Source organism: Tenacibaculum sp. AWR4_210, from assembly GCF_056160945.1.
This window is the reverse complement of record NZ_JBSWYF010000006.1, coordinates 303,362-319,603: the sequence shown is the minus strand read 5'-3', so window position 1 is coordinate 319,603 and position 16,242 is coordinate 303,362. Positions and strand designations below refer to the sequence as shown.

The window sequence follows — 16,242 nt, the reverse complement described above, 5'->3', positions numbered from 1 at the left end:
TGGTGAAGAAGGATTAAATCTTAGATCCAAACGTCCTAAAGGAAATCGTTCAGCACCCCCATAGAAAACCTACTACAGGTAATGACTGTGATTTACATAAATGATGGAATATGGATTTTGTGTCAGATTAGTTATATAATGGGGCTCGCTTCAGAGCTTTAATTGTAGTGGATAATTTTAGTTGAAAATGTTTGGCAATCTATGCAGGAAAATCTCTTTAAGGGAGTGATGTCACTGATGTGGTGTAGCAAGTAACACAGCCTCTAGATTGTTTTCCTGAAACGAATCAAAGTAGATAGCGGAAGTGAATTCATCAGTAAAATAGTAGACAAATGGGCTTATAGAAATAACATAGAATTAGACTTCTCAAGACCTAGAAACCAACAGATACCCCATATATTGAATCCTTCAATGGAAGTTTTAGAGATGAATGTTTAAATGCAAATTAGTTTTTTTCGAAGGTGCCCAAGAATAGTTCGATATTTGGAGAGTGGACTATATCAGTTTTAGACCACATAGTTCATTGGGAGATATCTCTCCCAATGAGTATATTGCAAAGAGTGTAAGTAACGTTGATTTTCTAATTGCTAACAGTACCTAAATTCGTAAGGAGATCACCTAGTTTAATATATAAAACACGAACGGCAGCAAACCCGAAGGATTTTCGAAAGTGGGCTAGTAGTAGCAATGAATTGTACACTTCTTATGTTAGTATTTTATTTTATGATTTTCAAAATATCTAAAAGCTTTGGAATTTTCTTAACTTGTGTTTCAGTCCAGAAGGTATAATTTGTAGATTTACTATTATCATAACTATTAAGTTTTATAGTTATTCTTTTTGTTTTCTCATAAACGAAATATGATAATGTCATCTCATTTGCTTTAAATATAAATTCTGATGATTTATCTTTAAACTTCAAATCTAAATTTGGAATTACATTTTTTTCAATAAAAGTAATAAACTCATTAATTTCCTCAATTCCGATCCAAGCAGTTTTAAATACATCAGGTTTTTTAATTTTCATATCTAGCTGTAAAGCGTGGGTTTTTTCTCCTGTTTTTAAATTGATTACTTCAATCGGGTAAAACTCTACTGTTTCTCCGATACCAGATTTAAATTTAGCAATAGTTGTCCAATCTTTGTTTATTCTAGTAAACTTAGCTTTATCTATAAATTTCCGAGTTGAAGATTCAGTATTCTGTCCAAAAAACATAGATGATGTTATTAATAATGCTAGTACTAAAATTTGTTTTTTTGCGCTCATTTTTTTATAATTTTATTTTTGTTAACGGTCTCGAATATGAGTAGTTGCGTGGGTTTATACTTAGTTTTACTAGTACACACCAAACTAATAATCTGTGAGGAATTTTCAGAAGTAAGCGATACCAAGCAATTACTTATAGCCTTTGTTATGTACTGGTTTTATTTAATATTTTTAAAAATCTTTCTAATACAATTGTATTGTTCATAAGAACAATACATAGTTGTATTCGTGTTCTTGATACGATTCGAAATACCATTTTGGTTGGATGAGAATATGATTTCACTTTGTAATTCCGAGTAGATGATTTATTGTTTTTATAATAGAAATATTCATATACAACAGCTAGAACATTATCAAAGTCTTACTGTGTTTCGTCCAAATACATAGTAATCAGAATGCTTGTATAGGAAAGTTGGCCGATATGTAGTTGCTTTGGTTTTTTCAAAATTTGTGGTAACTCGATATATAGAGAACAAAGTTCTCGTTTATTGTATTATAGCTCCGGATAAAAGGAACTTTAGGTAAATATATAAAAAGGAGCCAAGGTTACTTTACGGGTTTCCTTAGTTTTTAATTTTTGGTAAGTATATAGCCTAAAAATGTAGATATAACAATGAAGTATTCGTACAATTTTTTTGTGACTCAAATTTATGAAATATTAAGCAAACCTTTGAAAACCCAGCTAAAAGTGGGGGTACTTACTGAGTAGAAAAGCACCGCATCCCATGTTGCAAATTTCAAGGATAAATTTGTACTGGTCTTACGTTTTTATTCTTTGTTGATTATTAGTTTTTTTGAACTGCTTTTTTCTTTTTAGAGAACAAAGAGAATAGTTATTTCACAAATAATATACCTTCTATGTGAAAGTTTTACAAATTAATCGTCTAAATTAAACATATTGTACATCTTGTTTATCTCTCCATTTAATATTGAATCAACTATGTGAACATAAATCATTGTTTCTCGAATTTGGAATGCCTTGAGGTTTTTGTGGTTTTCAATTATTTCTCCATAAATCAGGTAATTAACAGCGAAAGTATGTCTAGCTATATTAAAAGTTAAGTGCTTTTAAAATTGTTAGTTATGTATTTTAATTCTTTATTTTTTTGAAGTTGGGTTAGTTAAATCTTCAATTAGCCTTTCAAAAGTTAAGTAGGTTTGAGATAATCGAAAGCTTACTGCTATTTAGTAAATAGTAGCTTTATTATTATTTATGTATAAGTTGTAGTTTGTTACCGTTTGAGATATTCTTTTACTAGTTGTTTATGCTCTCAAACATTTTTGGTTGTAAAAAAATGTCTAAAGGAATCTTTTTTCTTTTGCCGTCTTTTAAGAGTTGTGTGTATAAAGCACGTCTTCTGTCTTTTTTAACGTAATTCTTTTTCATGGCTATCCTATATGTTAGTGTCCACTCATTTTTATTGGGAATTTTTTTTGGGGATAGGATAACGTTTGTATGGGGCTTTTTTTAAAGTATAATTTGTCGTGAAAATCTAAAAGTGAGGATTTTATATGCTTTAAAATTTAATGTTTTAATTTTTTTTATTCGTGACCTCGGCAAGGGCTGAATGTTCATTAGAGGTCTAGTAGACCTCTAATAATGAAGAGTCAGGTGGTGCGTTGGGGAATCCTGCCGAAAGGTTGGTAATGGGTATGCAGGGTTAACTAGGTTTTTCCTAAGTGAATTTTCTTTTGAAAATAGAAAGCCTCTCACTTCGTTGTTATTTTTCATACTTCTCCATTAGTAAAATAAATTTTCTGCTGTCTTCGTTTGAAAAATGCATCCTGGCGGATGTGCTTTCTGCTTATTGAAAAATCTGTAGGATTGGCTTTGCCTTTCCTGATTGAGCTCTCTCTTGAAAATAGAAAGTCCCTTACGCGTAGCGTAATTTTTTTAAGTTATTACGCTCTATCCAAAACTAAGGTTTTGCATTCGCTTTATAACATAAAAAAATCCATCCTAAAAAGGATGGACTTTCTGCTTGTTGTGACCTCGGCAAGGGCTGAATGTTCATTCGAGGTCTAGTAGACCTCAAATAATGAAGAGCCAGATGGTGCGTTGGGGAATCCTGCCGAAAGGTTGGTAATGGGTATGCAGGATTAACCAGGTTTTTCCTGACAAAGCTCTCTCTTGAAAATAGAAAGTCCCTTACGCGAAGCGTAATTTTTTTAAGTTATTACGCTCTATCCAAAACTAAGGTTTTGCATTCGCTTTATAACATAAAAAAAATCCATCCTAAAAAGGATGGACTTTCTGCTTGTTGTGACCTCGGCAAGGGCTGAATGTTCATTCGAGGTCTAGTAGACCTCTAATAATGAAGAGCCAGGTGGTGCGTTGGAGAGTCCTGCCGAAAGGTTGGTAATGGGTATGCAGGATTAACTAGGTTTTTCCTGACAAAGCTCCGCTTTGAAAATCAACAAAAGAATCTTCGTTTCACTCAAATAAAAAAGCAAGCTCTTTTATTTGAGCTTGCTTCAGATTCAACTTTTTGTTGATTTATTCGTGACCTCGGCAGGATTCAAACCTGCAACCTCTTGAGCCGTAATCAAGTGCACTATTCAGTTATGCTACGAGGCCGTAATTGCGGATGCAAATATATAAAATATTTTCAATTAATTGCAATAAAAAATGAAAAAACTCAAAGGTTTTTTGTAAGTGATTGATAGGTAGTTTTTTAATTTTTTGCTGCTTGGATTGTTCTTCTCAAGACTACCGTAAATAAAGGTCGTGGAACTAGAAATTTTACAGGGGGTTTACTTTAATTCGTTTAAAAGAAGGATGTCGTGGATAGCATAAACAAGGGGGAGGTTTAGGAAATGGCTATTTTTAATCCTAAGACGATCATGACTAAACCACTGAGTTTATTTAACCAATGCAGGTAGTAGGGGTTTTCTAAAAGCTTTTGATTAAAACTTCCGGCAAATAAGGTTAAAATAGAATACCATACGATTCCGATTATTGCATAGGTAAGTCCTAATACTAAAAATGGAGTAGGCTTGTTTAATTCATTCGGAGCGACAAATTGAGGAAAGAACGCTAAAAAGAATAATGCAATTTTCGGATTTAATACATTGGTTATACATCCGCTCCAAAAATCGTTTTTAGTACTGTGTTTTGATGTTAAGGGTACTTTTTTAGTATGGGAGGTTCGATTGTTGTACTTCGTGTAGCCCAAATGTATCAAGTAGGCCGCTCCTAAAATTTTTATACAAGTAAAGATGAAGGTAGAGGCAGCCAAAAGAGTTGATAATCCGATAGCAGTAAATAGTGTATGTGCTATGATTCCAGTGTTTATACCTAGGGTGGCATAGAGTCCCGATTTTATTCCTTGGTTAATTGATTTGTCTAAAACGAAAAAAGTATCGATTCCTGGAGTCATGATAAAGAACAAAGCGGTAATCATAAAAGTAGTCAAGTTATCTATATTCATGGTGTGGTATCATTTAGAATGGATAGAATGTTTTTGACAAAAGAACAGCTTTGTAGGCCTTTTTAAAATACATATTTTTGATAGACTAATGCTAAAATTGCATTAAATATGACAATACAACAGATACGCTATTTTTTAGTACTCAGTGAAGAACTCCATTTTTGGAATACAGCAGATAAGGTTTTTATTTCACAATCTTCCTTGAGTAGACAGATAAAAGCATTGGAAGATGAGCTGCAGATTCAGCTTTTTGAGCGAGATAAACGCAATGTGAAACTGACCAATGCAGGGAAGTTTTTTCAAGAGCATTGGTCAAATGTTTTAAAGGAGTTTGATCAGGTGCTGCAGCAAGGAAAAAAGATTGATGAGGGAAAAGCGGGGACTATTGCAATTACCTATCCTGGATCTATAGCCTATGATTTTTTACCTAGCTTTTTGGAGGTTTTACACAGTGAATTGCCAGAGTTGAAAATAGAACTCATCGAACCAACGGATGAGAGTCATGAAAAGCTACTGATAGATTTTAAAACAGACATCGCTTTGGGGAGGGAGAAGTTTGATAATGCAAATATTGAATCTCGGATATTGTATTCAGAGCCTATGTGCTTGGTGGTACCCAAAAATCATCGATTTAGTACCGGTGATTTCACAGGTATAGAGGATGAGAAGTTTATTATTTCGGGTTTACATCAAGCAACGTTTTTTGCCGCTTCCTTACGATCGTGGTTTTCGAAAAAGGGTTTTGAGCCTAAAACGGTTATTGAGTCAGACTTTGGAGGTATGATTATAAATCTGATTTCTAAAGGGCTTGGTATTTCTGTATTGCCTCTGTCGTTTAAATCCTCTCAGTTAGAGAATGTAGTTTTTATAGAACTTGAAGAAACTATTGATTTGTTTATTAGCTGGCGAAAAAAAGAGTTGAATAATACGGTGAAGAAAGTAATCGAGTTAGCTGATAAAGCCTGTGAGTTAGGAGGCTATAGAAATTCATAAATACAAGAGTTGAGTTCTGTTGATTTATTCGTGACCTCGGCAAGGGCTGAATGTTCATTAGAGGTCTAGTAGACCTCTAATAATGAAGAGCCAGACGGTGCGTTGGAGAATCCTGCCGAAAGGTTAGTAATGGGTATGCAGGATTAACTAGGTTTTTCCTGACAAAGCTCTCTTTTGAAAATAGAAAGCCTCTCACTTCGTTGTTATTTTTCTTACTACTCCATCAGTAAAATAAATTTTCTGCTGCCTTCGTTTGAAAAATGCATCCTAACGGATGAGCTTTCTGCTTATTGAAAATTCTGTCGGATTAACGTTATTTATCCTGACAAAGCTCCGCTTTGAAAATCAACAAAAGAATCTTCGTTTCACTCAAATAAAAAAGCAAGCTCTTTTATTTGAGCTTGCTTCAGATTCAACTTTTTGTTGATTTATTCGTGACCTCGGCAAGGGCTGAATGTTCATTCGAGGTCTAGTAGTCCTCTAATAATGAAGAGCCAGGTGGTGCGTTGGGGAATCCTGCCGAAAGGTTGGTAATGGGTATGCAGGATTGGCTTTGCCTTTCCTGATTGAGCTCTCTCTTGAAAATAGAAAGTCCCTTACGCATAGCGTAATTTTTTTAAGTTATTACACTCTATCCAAAACTAAGGTTTTGCATTCGTTTTATAACATAAAAAAATCCATCCTAAAAGGATGGACTTTCTGCTTGTTGTGACCTCGGCAGGATTCAAACCTGCAACCTCTTGAGCCGTAATCAAGTGCACTATTCAGTTATGCTACGAGGCCGTGCTAATTGCGGGTGCAAATATAGAACTATTTTTTAGTTTGTGAAAATTATTTTGAGATTTCTTCTCTGAAATTTTCAATGATTTCGCTAGATTTCTCAATGTCAGTATGTAACACAAGTAGCTCTACGGAGGGTCCGGTGGTGCCAAATCCTGCTAATCGTCCAGATTCTTTCTCGTCTTTCACCATGGTGGTGATATTTTGATCTTTTAATAAGTGGTTTAATCGGTTTACTAAGATTCCCGATCCAGTGAAAACTTTGATGTACTCTTCCATATTAATAGTTTTATTTTAGTGAATTCATGGTAACATAGGTCCTCCAGCCAATTAATGCTAATTGAATTTTGGTGGCCTTTGCAAGGTCAACTCTTCGTTTACTTAATGAAGGTAACATGAGCTTGTTTAGCTTTGCTAATAGGGTGAATAATTGTTTTTTCATTTTTTAATAGTTGATAAATCAAAAATAGTGAAAATCAATTAAATACTTTTTTTAGCTTTCAGGCAGGATGCTGCAAACATCCTGCCGAGTACTTGCTTTTCTTTTAGTCGTAGTTAAAACGTTGACTTTTCTTTTTTAACAATTTTTATGACTCCTCTTTTTTTGTTGATGTGTTGAGGCTTTTCCTTTTTCTTTTTCTTGCTTTTTCATAGCAGTTTATTAGTTCATAGCGGTTCTTTTTCCTTTTCTAGCTTTTTCATAGCAGTTTATAGTTCATAGCGGTTCTTTTTCCTTTTCTAGCTTTTTCATAGCAGTTTATAGTTCATAGCGGTCCTTTCTCTTCTTCTAGCTTTTTCACAGCAGTTTATTAGTTCATAGCGGTTCTTTTTCTTTTTCATAGCAGTTTATTGGTTCATAGCGGTTCTTTTTCTTTTTCATAGTAGTTTATGGGTTCATAGCGGTTCTTTTTCTAGCTTTTTCATAGCAGTTTATGGGTTCATAGCGGTTCTTTCTCTTCTTCTAGCTTTTTCATAGCAGTTTATTAGTTCATAGCGGTTCTTTTTCCTTTTCTAGCTTTTTAATAGCAGTTTATAGTTCATAGCGGTTCTTTCTCTTCTTCTAGCTTTTTCACAGCAGTTTATTAGTTCATAGCGGTTCTTTTTCTTTTTCTAACTTTTTCATAGCAGTTTAATAGTTCATAGCGGTTCTTTCTCTATTACTAGCTTTTTCATAGCAGTTTATTGGTTCATAGCGGTTCTTTCTCTTCTTCTAGCTTTTTCATAGTAGTTTATTAGTTCATAGCGGTTCTTTCTCTATTACTAGCTTTTTCATAGCAGTTTATTAGTTTATAGCGGTTCTTTCTCTTCTTCTAGTTTTTTCATAGCAGTTTATTAGTTCATAGCGGTTCTTTCTCTTTTTCCAGTAGCTTAACTTTTGTTACTTTTTCTTATCCATCATTTTCTTTGCTAGTTCAGCTCCGATTAATGATTGTAGCAAATTCCCACTGTTTCCTCCTTTACTTCCTTCTATATAGGTTGCTGGTAGTCGTAAATCCTTTAATTGCTTAGCGACTCCTACAGCTGTTTTATATTCCCATTCTGCGCGTTCTTGAGGTGTTAGTCCAGCGCTTACTAGTTTTGCGTTTTCATAGTATTGTGCGTCGGCAGCTACTTTTTTACTTTTTGCTTTAAATTGTTCAACCTCGTATTGTTTCTTTTCTTTTATTAAGTTGAACTCGGCAACCTTAGCCTCAGTTTCTGCAGCAATTGTTTGTTGAATTTGTGCTTTTTCTAATCGAGCACGTTCTTTGGCTTTTTCAGCCTCTCCCTTGGCTTTTTCTTTTTGCGCACGATAAAATTCACGTTCCGCTTGCTGTTTTTCTAACTGTGTTTGTGCTACCTCTTCCTTTTGTAACTGTAAGCGATTGTCAAATGTTTCTTCCCAATCAATTTCCGTAACTACGGCTTGAACAACAGTTAAACCATACGATTTTAGTGAGTTTCCACGTACACGAACAGGCTCGCCATCTTTCATTTTTATTCGAAATCTCTTTTGCCTCGATTCTTTATTAGGAATGGTGCGTACCACAGTACTGTCACCAATAATCTCTGGTTTCTCAGAAGCTTTGAATTCTTCCAAAACATACATTCCGTTTTCAAGCTGATCTTGGAAATACCTATCAAAATCTGCCGCTTGACCTGAAATATAGTCTTGAGCTGCCATGAGCTTACAGGTGTTTTTTATGGATTGATCAATGTTGGGAATAATACGTGAACGTATTAAGTTTTTTTCTGTTTTATTCCTGTCCGCAACCGATAAAAATTGCTTTTCATCAGAGATATCGATACTAATTACAATGGAGGTTGCAATTTCTCCTTTCACCGCATCGTTAAATTCCCATTGTCTAGCTTTGTCTACATAGGCATACCTACTTTGGTCTCCCAGTGCTCCTGATTTGTTGGGAATGACGTACTTGATTGGCATTTCAAACTGAATAGGAATGAGGCGTCCCCACATTTTTGTGTTAATCCCTTGTCTGAATACTCCTTTTTGAGTACCCCAAGGATATTGTACGGCGTAGGCTGTACCAGGTTCTGCGTAAAAGAACATGCCTGAAATAGTACTGAGGATGATTCCTAAGAGAGTTATTTGAAGGCTCTTTGCGGCGGTGAACCACTTTAAGTTTTTGTTGTCAGTGAAAATTCCCTTGAGTATGAGGGTGGCAATCCCTGCAATAATTAATAAAAATCCAATTACTGTTAGCATAGTATAGTGATGTTTAATGTTGATTAATTAAAAAAGTCTAAAATGATTGAGATGACAGACATGATAAATTCAATCAGTTTTAAAGCAATAGTGATCATTGGTTTTTGGTTGTTTTTTGGTTAATTATTTTTGGTTATTCCGGAATTGTTTTTCGAATATATGAGAAAGCAAATTCAGTGTCCAAACCTTTTGATAGGAATTAATTGAATTGGATGAATAGTTTTAGGTAAAAAAGTCGATATTGTTTGTTTTTGTAACTATGTCTCCTTGGGTTTTGTTTTAAATTGTAGTCTTAAAGTTGTTTTAGGGTGTAAAAGTGTAATGAACTAAAGGGGTGAATTTTGCCTGAATTAAAAACTAAAGGAAAATCAAGTGTCAAAAAGTAGTTTTTAGACGGTTTTGATTTTTTTTGTTTTGCTGCGAAGTGATTTTTCTTGCGATTGAAGCTCGCTGAAAAAGTCGTGTTCAGAGGTAGGACCATGAGGTATATTCTGTTCAAAATCCTATCTTCGCAAAAAAAACAAATTTTATGAGTGTTTTATATATCCTACTTGGATTAGTGTTGTTGGTTTTAGGGGGGAATTGGTTGCTGAAAGCAGCAGTTGGGCTTTCTTTAAAATTGAATATACCCAAAATAGTAATAGGAATGACAGTAGTGTCTTTTGCGACCTCTGCTCCCGAATTAATCGTCAGTGTTAAGTCGGCTTTAGATGGAGCAACGGGGTTGGCAGTAGGTAACGTTATTGGATCGAATATTGCAAATATTGCACTTGTATTAGCGGTAACTATCATTTTGTCGCCCATAGATGTGGAAAAGAGTTTTTATAAAACGGATTGGCCCGTGATGATGATTGCTTCGATTTTGTTGTACGTGTTTATCGCTTTTGATAAAACGATACAATCGTATGAAGGGGTGATTTTGTTCAGTACATTACTCGCCTTTCTCGTCTATTTATTGCGTTTTCAAAAGCAGGCTGTCGTTGATGAAATGCCTGAAGATGATGAGGACCTACCTTTGTTTAAAATAGCTTTGTTTTTAATTATTGGAGGACTTGGACTTTGGGGAGGATCTGAATTATTGATTGACGGAGCCAAAACACTTGCTAAAAGTATGGGGGTAAGTGATGCTGTTATTGGAGTAACCGTCGTTTCTGTCGGAACTAGTATTCCTGAATTAGCAGCTTCGATTATTGCCGTAATGAAAAAAGAAAAAGCCATTTCATTGGGGAATCTTATCGGTTCTAATGTATTTAATATTTTAGCAGTGCTGGGAATTACAGCCATGATTACGCCTGTAGAAGTGAAGGCAGATGCAGTAACCTTAATTACAAAAGATATTTTTTGGATGTTGGCAATCTCCTTTGTCATTTTGCCATTGGTGTTTATACCGAAAGGAATGCGTTTAGGGTGGCGAGATGGTGTTTTACTACTTGCAGCTTATGTGTTCTTTGTTTACCAAACTATCGCATAAAAAAATCCTCTGAATTTCTTCAGAGGATTTTTTTTGAGGATTAAAGAGTATTAAATATTAGCACTCTTTACTGTTTCGATAATCCTACCAGCTACCTTGTACGGATCAGCGTTAGAAGCAGGTCTTCTGTCTTCTAACCAACCTTTCCATCCTTGCTCCACTGTAATAATTGGAATACGGATAGAAGCCCCACGGTCAGATATTCCATAACTAAAGTCGTTGATAGAAGCTGTTTCGTGTAGTCCGGTTAATCGTTGGTCGTTAAACTCACCGTAAACGTCGATGTGTTCTTTTGCTACTGGGCGGAAAGCCTCACAAACTTTTTCGTAAGTTTCCTTACTACCGCAAGTTCGTAATAAAGTGTTTGAGAAGTTTGCATGCATCCCTGAACCATTCCAGTCTCCTTTTACTGGTTTTGGGTGGTACTCAATGTAGTAACCGTACTTTTCCGTTAAACGGTCTAATAAGTAACGAGCTACCCAAATTTCATCTCCTGCCTTCTTTGCACCTTTAGCAAACAATTGAAATTCCCATTGTCCTGAAGCTACTTCTTGGTTGATTCCCTCAAAAGTTAAACCAGCCTCGATACACAAGTCAGCGTGCTCTTCTACGAAATCTCTTCCGTGAGTATTTCTACCTCCTACAGAACAGTAGTACAAACCTTGTGGTCCAGGATATCCTCCGATAGGGAAGCCTAAAGGAAGTTGAGTGTGTGTGTCCATGATGAAGTATTCTTGCTCAAATCCGAACCAGAAATCATTGTCATCATCGTCAATAGTTGCGCGTGCATTGGTAGGATGTGCCGTACCATCTGCATTTAAAACTTCAGTCATTACTAAAAAACCGTCTTTACGAGCAGGATCTGGATAAATAGCAACAGGTTTTAATAAACAGTCAGAATCTCCACCTTCTGCTTGCTTCGTTGATGAACCATCAAACGACCATACAGGGCAGTCTTCCAATTTCCCACTAAAGTCTTCTACTACTTTAGTTTTACTTCTCATGTTTTGAGTTGGATAGTAACCGTCTAACCAAATGTACTCTAATTTAGATCTTGTCATGAATTTTATTTTTTAATAATAAGCTATTGTTGTTGTGTTGTGTTGTTGATGCAAAAATGATTATTTTTTTAAATACCCCCAAATTTTTGTGGGGTTATTTTTATAAAAACACTTTTTTGGTTGATTACCCCTCTTTTTTTTGGGGGTGTTGCTAGTTATTTGTTATTTTTGACTGAAATTAAACTCCTTATATATATGTCAGCAGTTCGTTTTGGGGCTTTACAGGAAACTTTGAATAGAAAACCCATTGCAATTATCGAAGAGAAGAGAAGGTCAGCACTTTTTGCTGAAAATGTGTTCGATGAACGAGCCATGTTACAATACATGAGTAAAGAGGCTTATCAAAGTGTTCGTGATGCTATTGAGTTCGGAACGAAAATAGATAGGCGAATTGCTGATCAAATTGCCTTGGGGATGAAAGAATGGGCAGTGTCAAAAGGAGCAACGCACTATACGCATTGGTTTCAACCGTTGACCGGAGCAACCGCCGAAAAACACGATGCCTTTTTTGATACCTTATATAGTGGTGGCGCTATGGAGCGTTTTGACGGTAGTCAATTAGTACAACAAGAGCCAGATGCTTCTTCATTCCCGAATGGGGGAATTCGCAATACTTTTGAAGCACGTGGATATACTGCTTGGGATCCGACATCTCCAGCGTTTCTCTATGGAACCACCCTCTGTATTCCTACAGTATTTGTTGCCTATACAGGGGAGGCTTTGGATAATAAGGCCCCTTTGTTACGCGCTTTGCAGGCTGTTGATGAGGCGGCAACGGCCGTGTGTAAATACTTTGATAAAAATGTAACAAAGGTAAGTGCTACCCTCGGTTGGGAGCAGGAGTATTTTTTAATCGATAAGGCTTTAGCGGCATCACGTCCGGATATCATGTTGACCGGACGTACTTTGTTGGGGCATTCTTCCGCAAAAGGTCAGCAGTTAGACGATCACTATTTTGGGAGCATTCCCTCGCGAGTAATGAATTTTATGCGAGACCTCGAACAAGAGTGTATGTTGCTGGGAATTCCTGTAAAAACTAGGCATAATGAGGTGGCACCCAACCAATTTGAGTTAGCACCCATTTTTGAAGAGGCCAATTTAGCCGTCGATCACAATTCTTTGTTGATGGATTTGATGGAAAAGGTGTCGCAACGTCATCATTTTAAGGTGTTATTTCACGAAAAGCCATTTGCTGGTATCAACGGATCTGGAAAACACAATAATTGGGGCTTGTCTACAAATACAGGGGTTAATTTATTGAGTCCAGGGAAAACTCCCATGAAGAATTTGCAGTTTTTGACCTTCTTTGTGAATACGATTAAGGCGGTACACGATTATGAAGAGCTTATTCGTGCTTCTATCGCTAGTGCGAGTAATGACCACCGTTTAGGGGCCAATGAAGCACCGCCAGCAATTATGTCTGTATTTATTGGAACCCAATTGTCAGAGGTGTTAGACGAGTTGGAAAATGTAACGAAAGGAAAGTTATCACCTCAAGAAAAGACAGACCTTAAACTGAATATCGTTGGGAAAATTCCGGAGATTTTATTAGATAATACAGACAGAAATAGAACCTCTCCCTTTGCTTTTACCGGAAATAAGTTTGAACTGCGAGCCGTGGGGTCCTGGTCTAATTGTGCTGGGCCAATGACAGTATTGAATACCATCATCGCAAAGCAATTAAAAGAGTTTAAAATCGCAGTTGACGGTCTTGTAGAGTCTAAGAGCTTAAAAAAGGATGAGGCCGTTTTTAATGTACTTCGTGAGTACATTAAAGCATCTAAAAAAATTAGATTCGAAGGAGACGGTTATGGGGAAGCTTGGGAAAAGGAGGCCAAAAAACGTGGACTGAGTAATAATAAGACCACTCCAGAGGCGCTAAAAGCTAAAGTTTCCAAGAAGTCGATTGCCTTATTCGAAGAAATGAAGGTGATGAATCAAGTAGAGGTAGAAGCGCGTCATGAAATTGAGTTGGAGGAGTACGTGAAGCGCATCCAAATAGAAAGTAGGGTGTTAGCAGATGTGGCTAGAAATCACGTAATACCCATCGCAATTCAGTACCAGAATACCTTGATAACGAATGTTAAAGGACTCAAAGAAATTTTTGAGGAGCATTACGAAACCTATGCTAGTGAGCAAATCAAGTTGATTAAGAAAATTTCCAGCCATATTGCGGAAATGAATTCAAAAATTGAATTGATGACCGAAGAGCGCAAGAGTGCCAATAAACTTAAAGGACAAAAAAATGCAGATGCGTATTGTTATAAGGTGCGTCCTTACTTTGAGGAAATACGCTATCATGCTGATAAATTAGAGTTATTGGTTGATGACAACCTATGGCCTTTAACTAAATACAGAGAATTATTATTTACTAGATAACTTATGAATACAGTACTTACACTTGTTAGAACAACAGCGACAGATCGAGATTTTATGGAATTGGTAGAAAAGTTAAATGCGTATTTGACTACCATCAACGGCAAGGAAGATGCATTTTTCCAGCAGCATAATACACTCGACGCTATTCAACATGTGGTACTGTGTTACAGTGATGATGAAGTGGTGGGCTGTGGAGCTTTTAAAGTCCTGAACAAAGAGACCATCGAAATTAAAAGGATGTATGTTGAGCGAGAACATCGCGGCCAGAATATCGGGACCTATATCTTGAAAGAATTAGAAAAATGGGCTCGAGAACTTCGCTTCGAACACATTATTTTGGAAACGAGTAAAACCATGGCTTCTGCGGTAAATTTGTATCGAAAAAATGAGTATGGGATTATCCCTAACTACGAGCCTTATAAGGAGGTGATGAGTAGTATTTGTTTTAAAAAAGATATAGGCTTGCAAATTCTCAGCTAATAACAAAACAAAAATGCCTACTCCTTTCGGAGTAGGCTCGCAAGATTTTGTGTAAGCTTATGTTTTCCCCTTAAGTATAAGCTGTCATAAAAGTACTATTTCGTTTTTGTTGAACACTAAGGAAAAACACCCTAAAAAGTCTGTGTTTTTCTTGTAAGTGGTTAAATAGTAGTTGTTTGTGGTGTTTGTTGGAGCTTTGCTTACCATGGGGTTTAGATCGTATTAGACCACTGATTTTCTGTATAATATTCATGCTATGCTTTGATAGTTTGCCCTTTTTAAAGTAATTTCGCAAACAACATAACAACAACACAACGAATGAGTCAAGAAGTTTCAAAGCGCTACGCCCAACGCGGGGTGTCAGCTGCTAAAGAAGATGTACACAACGCAATCAAAAATATAGACAAAGGGCTATTCCCAAAGGCCTTTTGTAAAATTGTACCCGACTATTTAACAGGGGATGATGATTATTGCTTAATCATGCATGCCGACGGCGCAGGAACTAAAAGTTCTCTGGCGTATATGTATTGGAAAGAAACAGGTGATCTATCTGTTTGGAAAGGAATTGCGCAAGATGCCTTAATTATGAATATTGACGATTTGCTGTGTGTAGGTGCAACAGATCAGATTATGTTGTCATCGACCATCGGGCGTAATAAAAATTTAATTCCTGGTGAGGTGATTGCAGCCATTATTAATGGAACGGAAGAATTGATCGCTGAATTGAAAGAGTTCGGTGTAACCATTCATTCTACTGGAGGTGAAACGGCAGATGTCGGTGATCTCGTACGTACCATAATTGTCGATTCGACGGTGACTGCGAGAATGAAGCGTGACGCAGTTATCGATAACGCAAATATTCAAGCAGGTGATGTGATTGTAGGTTTGGAATCTTTCGGACAAGCCACTTACGAGAAAATGTATAATGGTGGTATGGGAAGTAATGGATTGACTTCTGCACGTCACGATGTTTTTCACAAATACTTGGCTGAAAAGTATCCGGAAAGTTTTGATGCTTCCGTACCTTCAGAATTAGTGTATTCAGGAAATACGAAGTTAACGGATGCAGTTGATAATGCGCCGATCGATGCTGGTAAATTGGTATTGTCTCCAACGAGAACCTATGCTCCAATTATCAAGGAGATTCTTTCGAAGTACGGATCTGATGATATTCACGGAATGGTACACTGTTCAGGAGGTGCACAAACGAAGATTTTACATTTTGTCAACGAGTTTCACATTGTAAAAGATAATATGTTTGAGGTTCCGCCATTATTCCAATTAATACAAGAGCAGTCTAAAACGGATTGGAAAGAAATGTATCAGGTATTTAATTGCGGACATCGAATGGAGTTGTATGTAAAGCCCGAAGTCGCTAAAGAACTCATCGCTATTTCAGAGTCTTTTAATGTGGCTGCCAAAATAATTGGTAGAGTAGAGGCTTCTGCAGAGAAAAAACTAACGATTATTAGTGAGTACGGAACTTTTGAGTACCAATAGACGAACTAAGATATAAGGTATAAAACTCCTAAATCACTGTGATTTAGGAGTTTTTTTTATGTTTACAGGAGAAATCTGGAATTAAAATAGGGGTTTTAACTGCTTGTTTTTTAGTGGTTTGCTTAGTTGTTGGGCTGTTGGTTCACAGTAATTTAGCATCACTAACCAATCAAAT

The 16,242-nt window shown here is 36.3% G+C and carries 11 protein-coding genes, 2 tRNA genes and 1 pseudogene; 6 read left to right on the top strand and 8 right to left on the bottom strand.

Features of this window, described 5'->3' with window-relative positions; genetic code table 11:
- Positions 1 to 279: 279 nt before the first annotated feature.
- Positions 280 to 446 (top strand): annotated as a pseudogene (locus ACXAG7_RS13250) (integrase core domain-containing protein); the annotation flags it as partial.
- 270 nt (positions 447 to 716) lie between these two features.
- On the opposite strand, the gene ACXAG7_RS13245 reads toward ACXAG7_RS13250, so the two are convergent.
- The 3 genes from ACXAG7_RS13245 to ACXAG7_RS13235 form a co-directional block, all read right to left on the bottom strand.
- Positions 717 to 1,265: a hypothetical protein gene (locus ACXAG7_RS13245; protein WP_476667073.1), complete on the bottom strand. Its 549-nt coding sequence runs from the start codon at positions 1,263 to 1,265 to the stop codon at positions 717 to 719.
- Between the two features lie 2,504 nt (positions 1,266 to 3,769).
- Positions 3,770 to 3,843 (bottom strand) — tRNA-Arg (locus ACXAG7_RS13240).
- Positions 3,844 to 4,075: 232 nt separating this feature from the next.
- A complete protein-coding gene (locus ACXAG7_RS13235; RefSeq protein ID WP_476667072.1) occupies positions 4,076 to 4,696 on the bottom strand; it encodes a LysE family translocator in 621 nt (206 codons plus the stop codon).
- Between the two features lie 108 nt (positions 4,697 to 4,804).
- Between ACXAG7_RS13235 and ACXAG7_RS13230 the strand changes: the two genes are divergently transcribed.
- Complete coding sequence (locus tag ACXAG7_RS13230) at positions 4,805 to 5,689, top strand: LysR family transcriptional regulator (protein ID WP_476667071.1); 885 nt, start codon at positions 4,805 to 4,807, stop codon at positions 5,687 to 5,689.
- A 709-nt stretch (positions 5,690 to 6,398) separates the two neighbouring features.
- Here the strand turns inward: ACXAG7_RS13230 and ACXAG7_RS13225 are convergent.
- The 4 genes from ACXAG7_RS13225 to ACXAG7_RS13210 form a co-directional block, all read right to left on the bottom strand.
- Positions 6,399 to 6,472 (bottom strand) — tRNA-Arg (locus tag ACXAG7_RS13225).
- Positions 6,473 to 6,520: 48 nt separating this feature from the next.
- Positions 6,521 to 6,748, bottom strand: coding sequence for a putative signal transducing protein (locus ACXAG7_RS13220; protein WP_476667070.1), 228 nt, complete (start codon positions 6,746 to 6,748; stop codon positions 6,521 to 6,523).
- Positions 6,749 to 6,758: 10 nt separating this feature from the next.
- Positions 6,759 to 6,911 carry an SsrA-binding protein gene (locus ACXAG7_RS13215; protein WP_408042865.1) on the bottom strand — a complete coding sequence of 51 codons (153 nt, stop codon included), beginning with the start codon at positions 6,909 to 6,911 and terminating at the stop codon, positions 6,759 to 6,761.
- A gap of 936 nt (positions 6,912 to 7,847) precedes the next feature.
- Entirely contained in the window at positions 7,848 to 9,176 is a 1,329-nt protein-coding gene (locus tag ACXAG7_RS13210) for an SPFH domain-containing protein (protein WP_408042866.1), read from the bottom strand.
- Between the two features lie 529 nt (positions 9,177 to 9,705).
- Here ACXAG7_RS13210 and ACXAG7_RS13205 point away from each other — a divergent pair.
- On the top strand, positions 9,706 to 10,647 hold the full coding sequence (locus ACXAG7_RS13205; RefSeq protein ID WP_408042867.1) for a calcium/sodium antiporter: 942 nt from the start codon (positions 9,706 to 9,708) through the stop codon (positions 10,645 to 10,647).
- A gap of 50 nt (positions 10,648 to 10,697) precedes the next feature.
- On the opposite strand, the gene ACXAG7_RS13200 is transcribed toward ACXAG7_RS13205, so the two are convergent.
- A complete protein-coding gene (locus ACXAG7_RS13200; protein ID WP_476667069.1) occupies positions 10,698 to 11,708 on the bottom strand; it encodes a glutamine synthetase beta-grasp domain-containing protein in 1,011 nt (336 codons plus the stop codon).
- Between the two features lie 195 nt (positions 11,709 to 11,903).
- Between ACXAG7_RS13200 and ACXAG7_RS13195 the strand changes: the two genes are divergently transcribed.
- The 3 genes from ACXAG7_RS13195 (at position 11,904) to ACXAG7_RS13185 (ending at position 16,067) form a co-directional block, all read left to right on the top strand.
- A complete protein-coding gene (locus ACXAG7_RS13195; RefSeq protein WP_408042869.1) occupies positions 11,904 to 14,087 on the top strand; it encodes a glutamine synthetase III family protein in 2,184 nt (727 codons plus the stop codon).
- Positions 14,088 to 14,090: 3 nt separating this feature from the next.
- Positions 14,091 to 14,567 (top strand): GNAT family N-acetyltransferase, encoded by a 477-nt coding sequence (locus tag ACXAG7_RS13190; protein ID WP_408042870.1) that lies wholly within the window; start codon positions 14,091 to 14,093, stop codon positions 14,565 to 14,567.
- 318 nt (positions 14,568 to 14,885) lie between these two features.
- A complete protein-coding gene (locus ACXAG7_RS13185; protein WP_476667068.1) occupies positions 14,886 to 16,067 on the top strand; it encodes an AIR synthase related protein in 1,182 nt (393 codons plus the stop codon).
- Positions 16,068 to 16,242 lie beyond the last annotated feature (175 nt).

Coding starts and splice junctions, on each gene's coding strand:
- ACXAG7_RS13245 (WP_476667073.1), bottom strand. CDS start 1,265: ATGAGCGCAAAAAAACAAATTTTAGTACTAGCATTATTAATAACATCA.
- ACXAG7_RS13235 (WP_476667072.1), bottom strand. CDS start 4,696: ATGAATATAGATAACTTGACTACTTTTATGATTACCGCTTTGTTCTTT.
- ACXAG7_RS13230 (WP_476667071.1), top strand. CDS start 4,805: ATGACAATACAACAGATACGCTATTTTTTAGTACTCAGTGAAGAACTC.
- ACXAG7_RS13220 (WP_476667070.1), bottom strand. CDS start 6,748: ATGGAAGAGTACATCAAAGTTTTCACTGGATCGGGAATCTTAGTAAAC.
- ACXAG7_RS13215 (WP_408042865.1), bottom strand. CDS start 6,911: ATGAAAAAACAATTATTCACCCTATTAGCAAAGCTAAACAAGCTCATG.
- ACXAG7_RS13210 (WP_408042866.1), bottom strand. CDS start 9,176: ATGCTAACAGTAATTGGATTTTTATTAATTATTGCAGGGATTGCCACC.
- ACXAG7_RS13205 (WP_408042867.1), top strand. CDS start 9,706: ATGAGTGTTTTATATATCCTACTTGGATTAGTGTTGTTGGTTTTAGGG.
- ACXAG7_RS13200 (WP_476667069.1), bottom strand. CDS start 11,708: ATGACAAGATCTAAATTAGAGTACATTTGGTTAGACGGTTACTATCCA.
- ACXAG7_RS13195 (WP_408042869.1), top strand. CDS start 11,904: ATGTCAGCAGTTCGTTTTGGGGCTTTACAGGAAACTTTGAATAGAAAA.
- ACXAG7_RS13190 (WP_408042870.1), top strand. CDS start 14,091: ATGAATACAGTACTTACACTTGTTAGAACAACAGCGACAGATCGAGAT.
- ACXAG7_RS13185 (WP_476667068.1), top strand. CDS start 14,886: ATGAGTCAAGAAGTTTCAAAGCGCTACGCCCAACGCGGGGTGTCAGCT.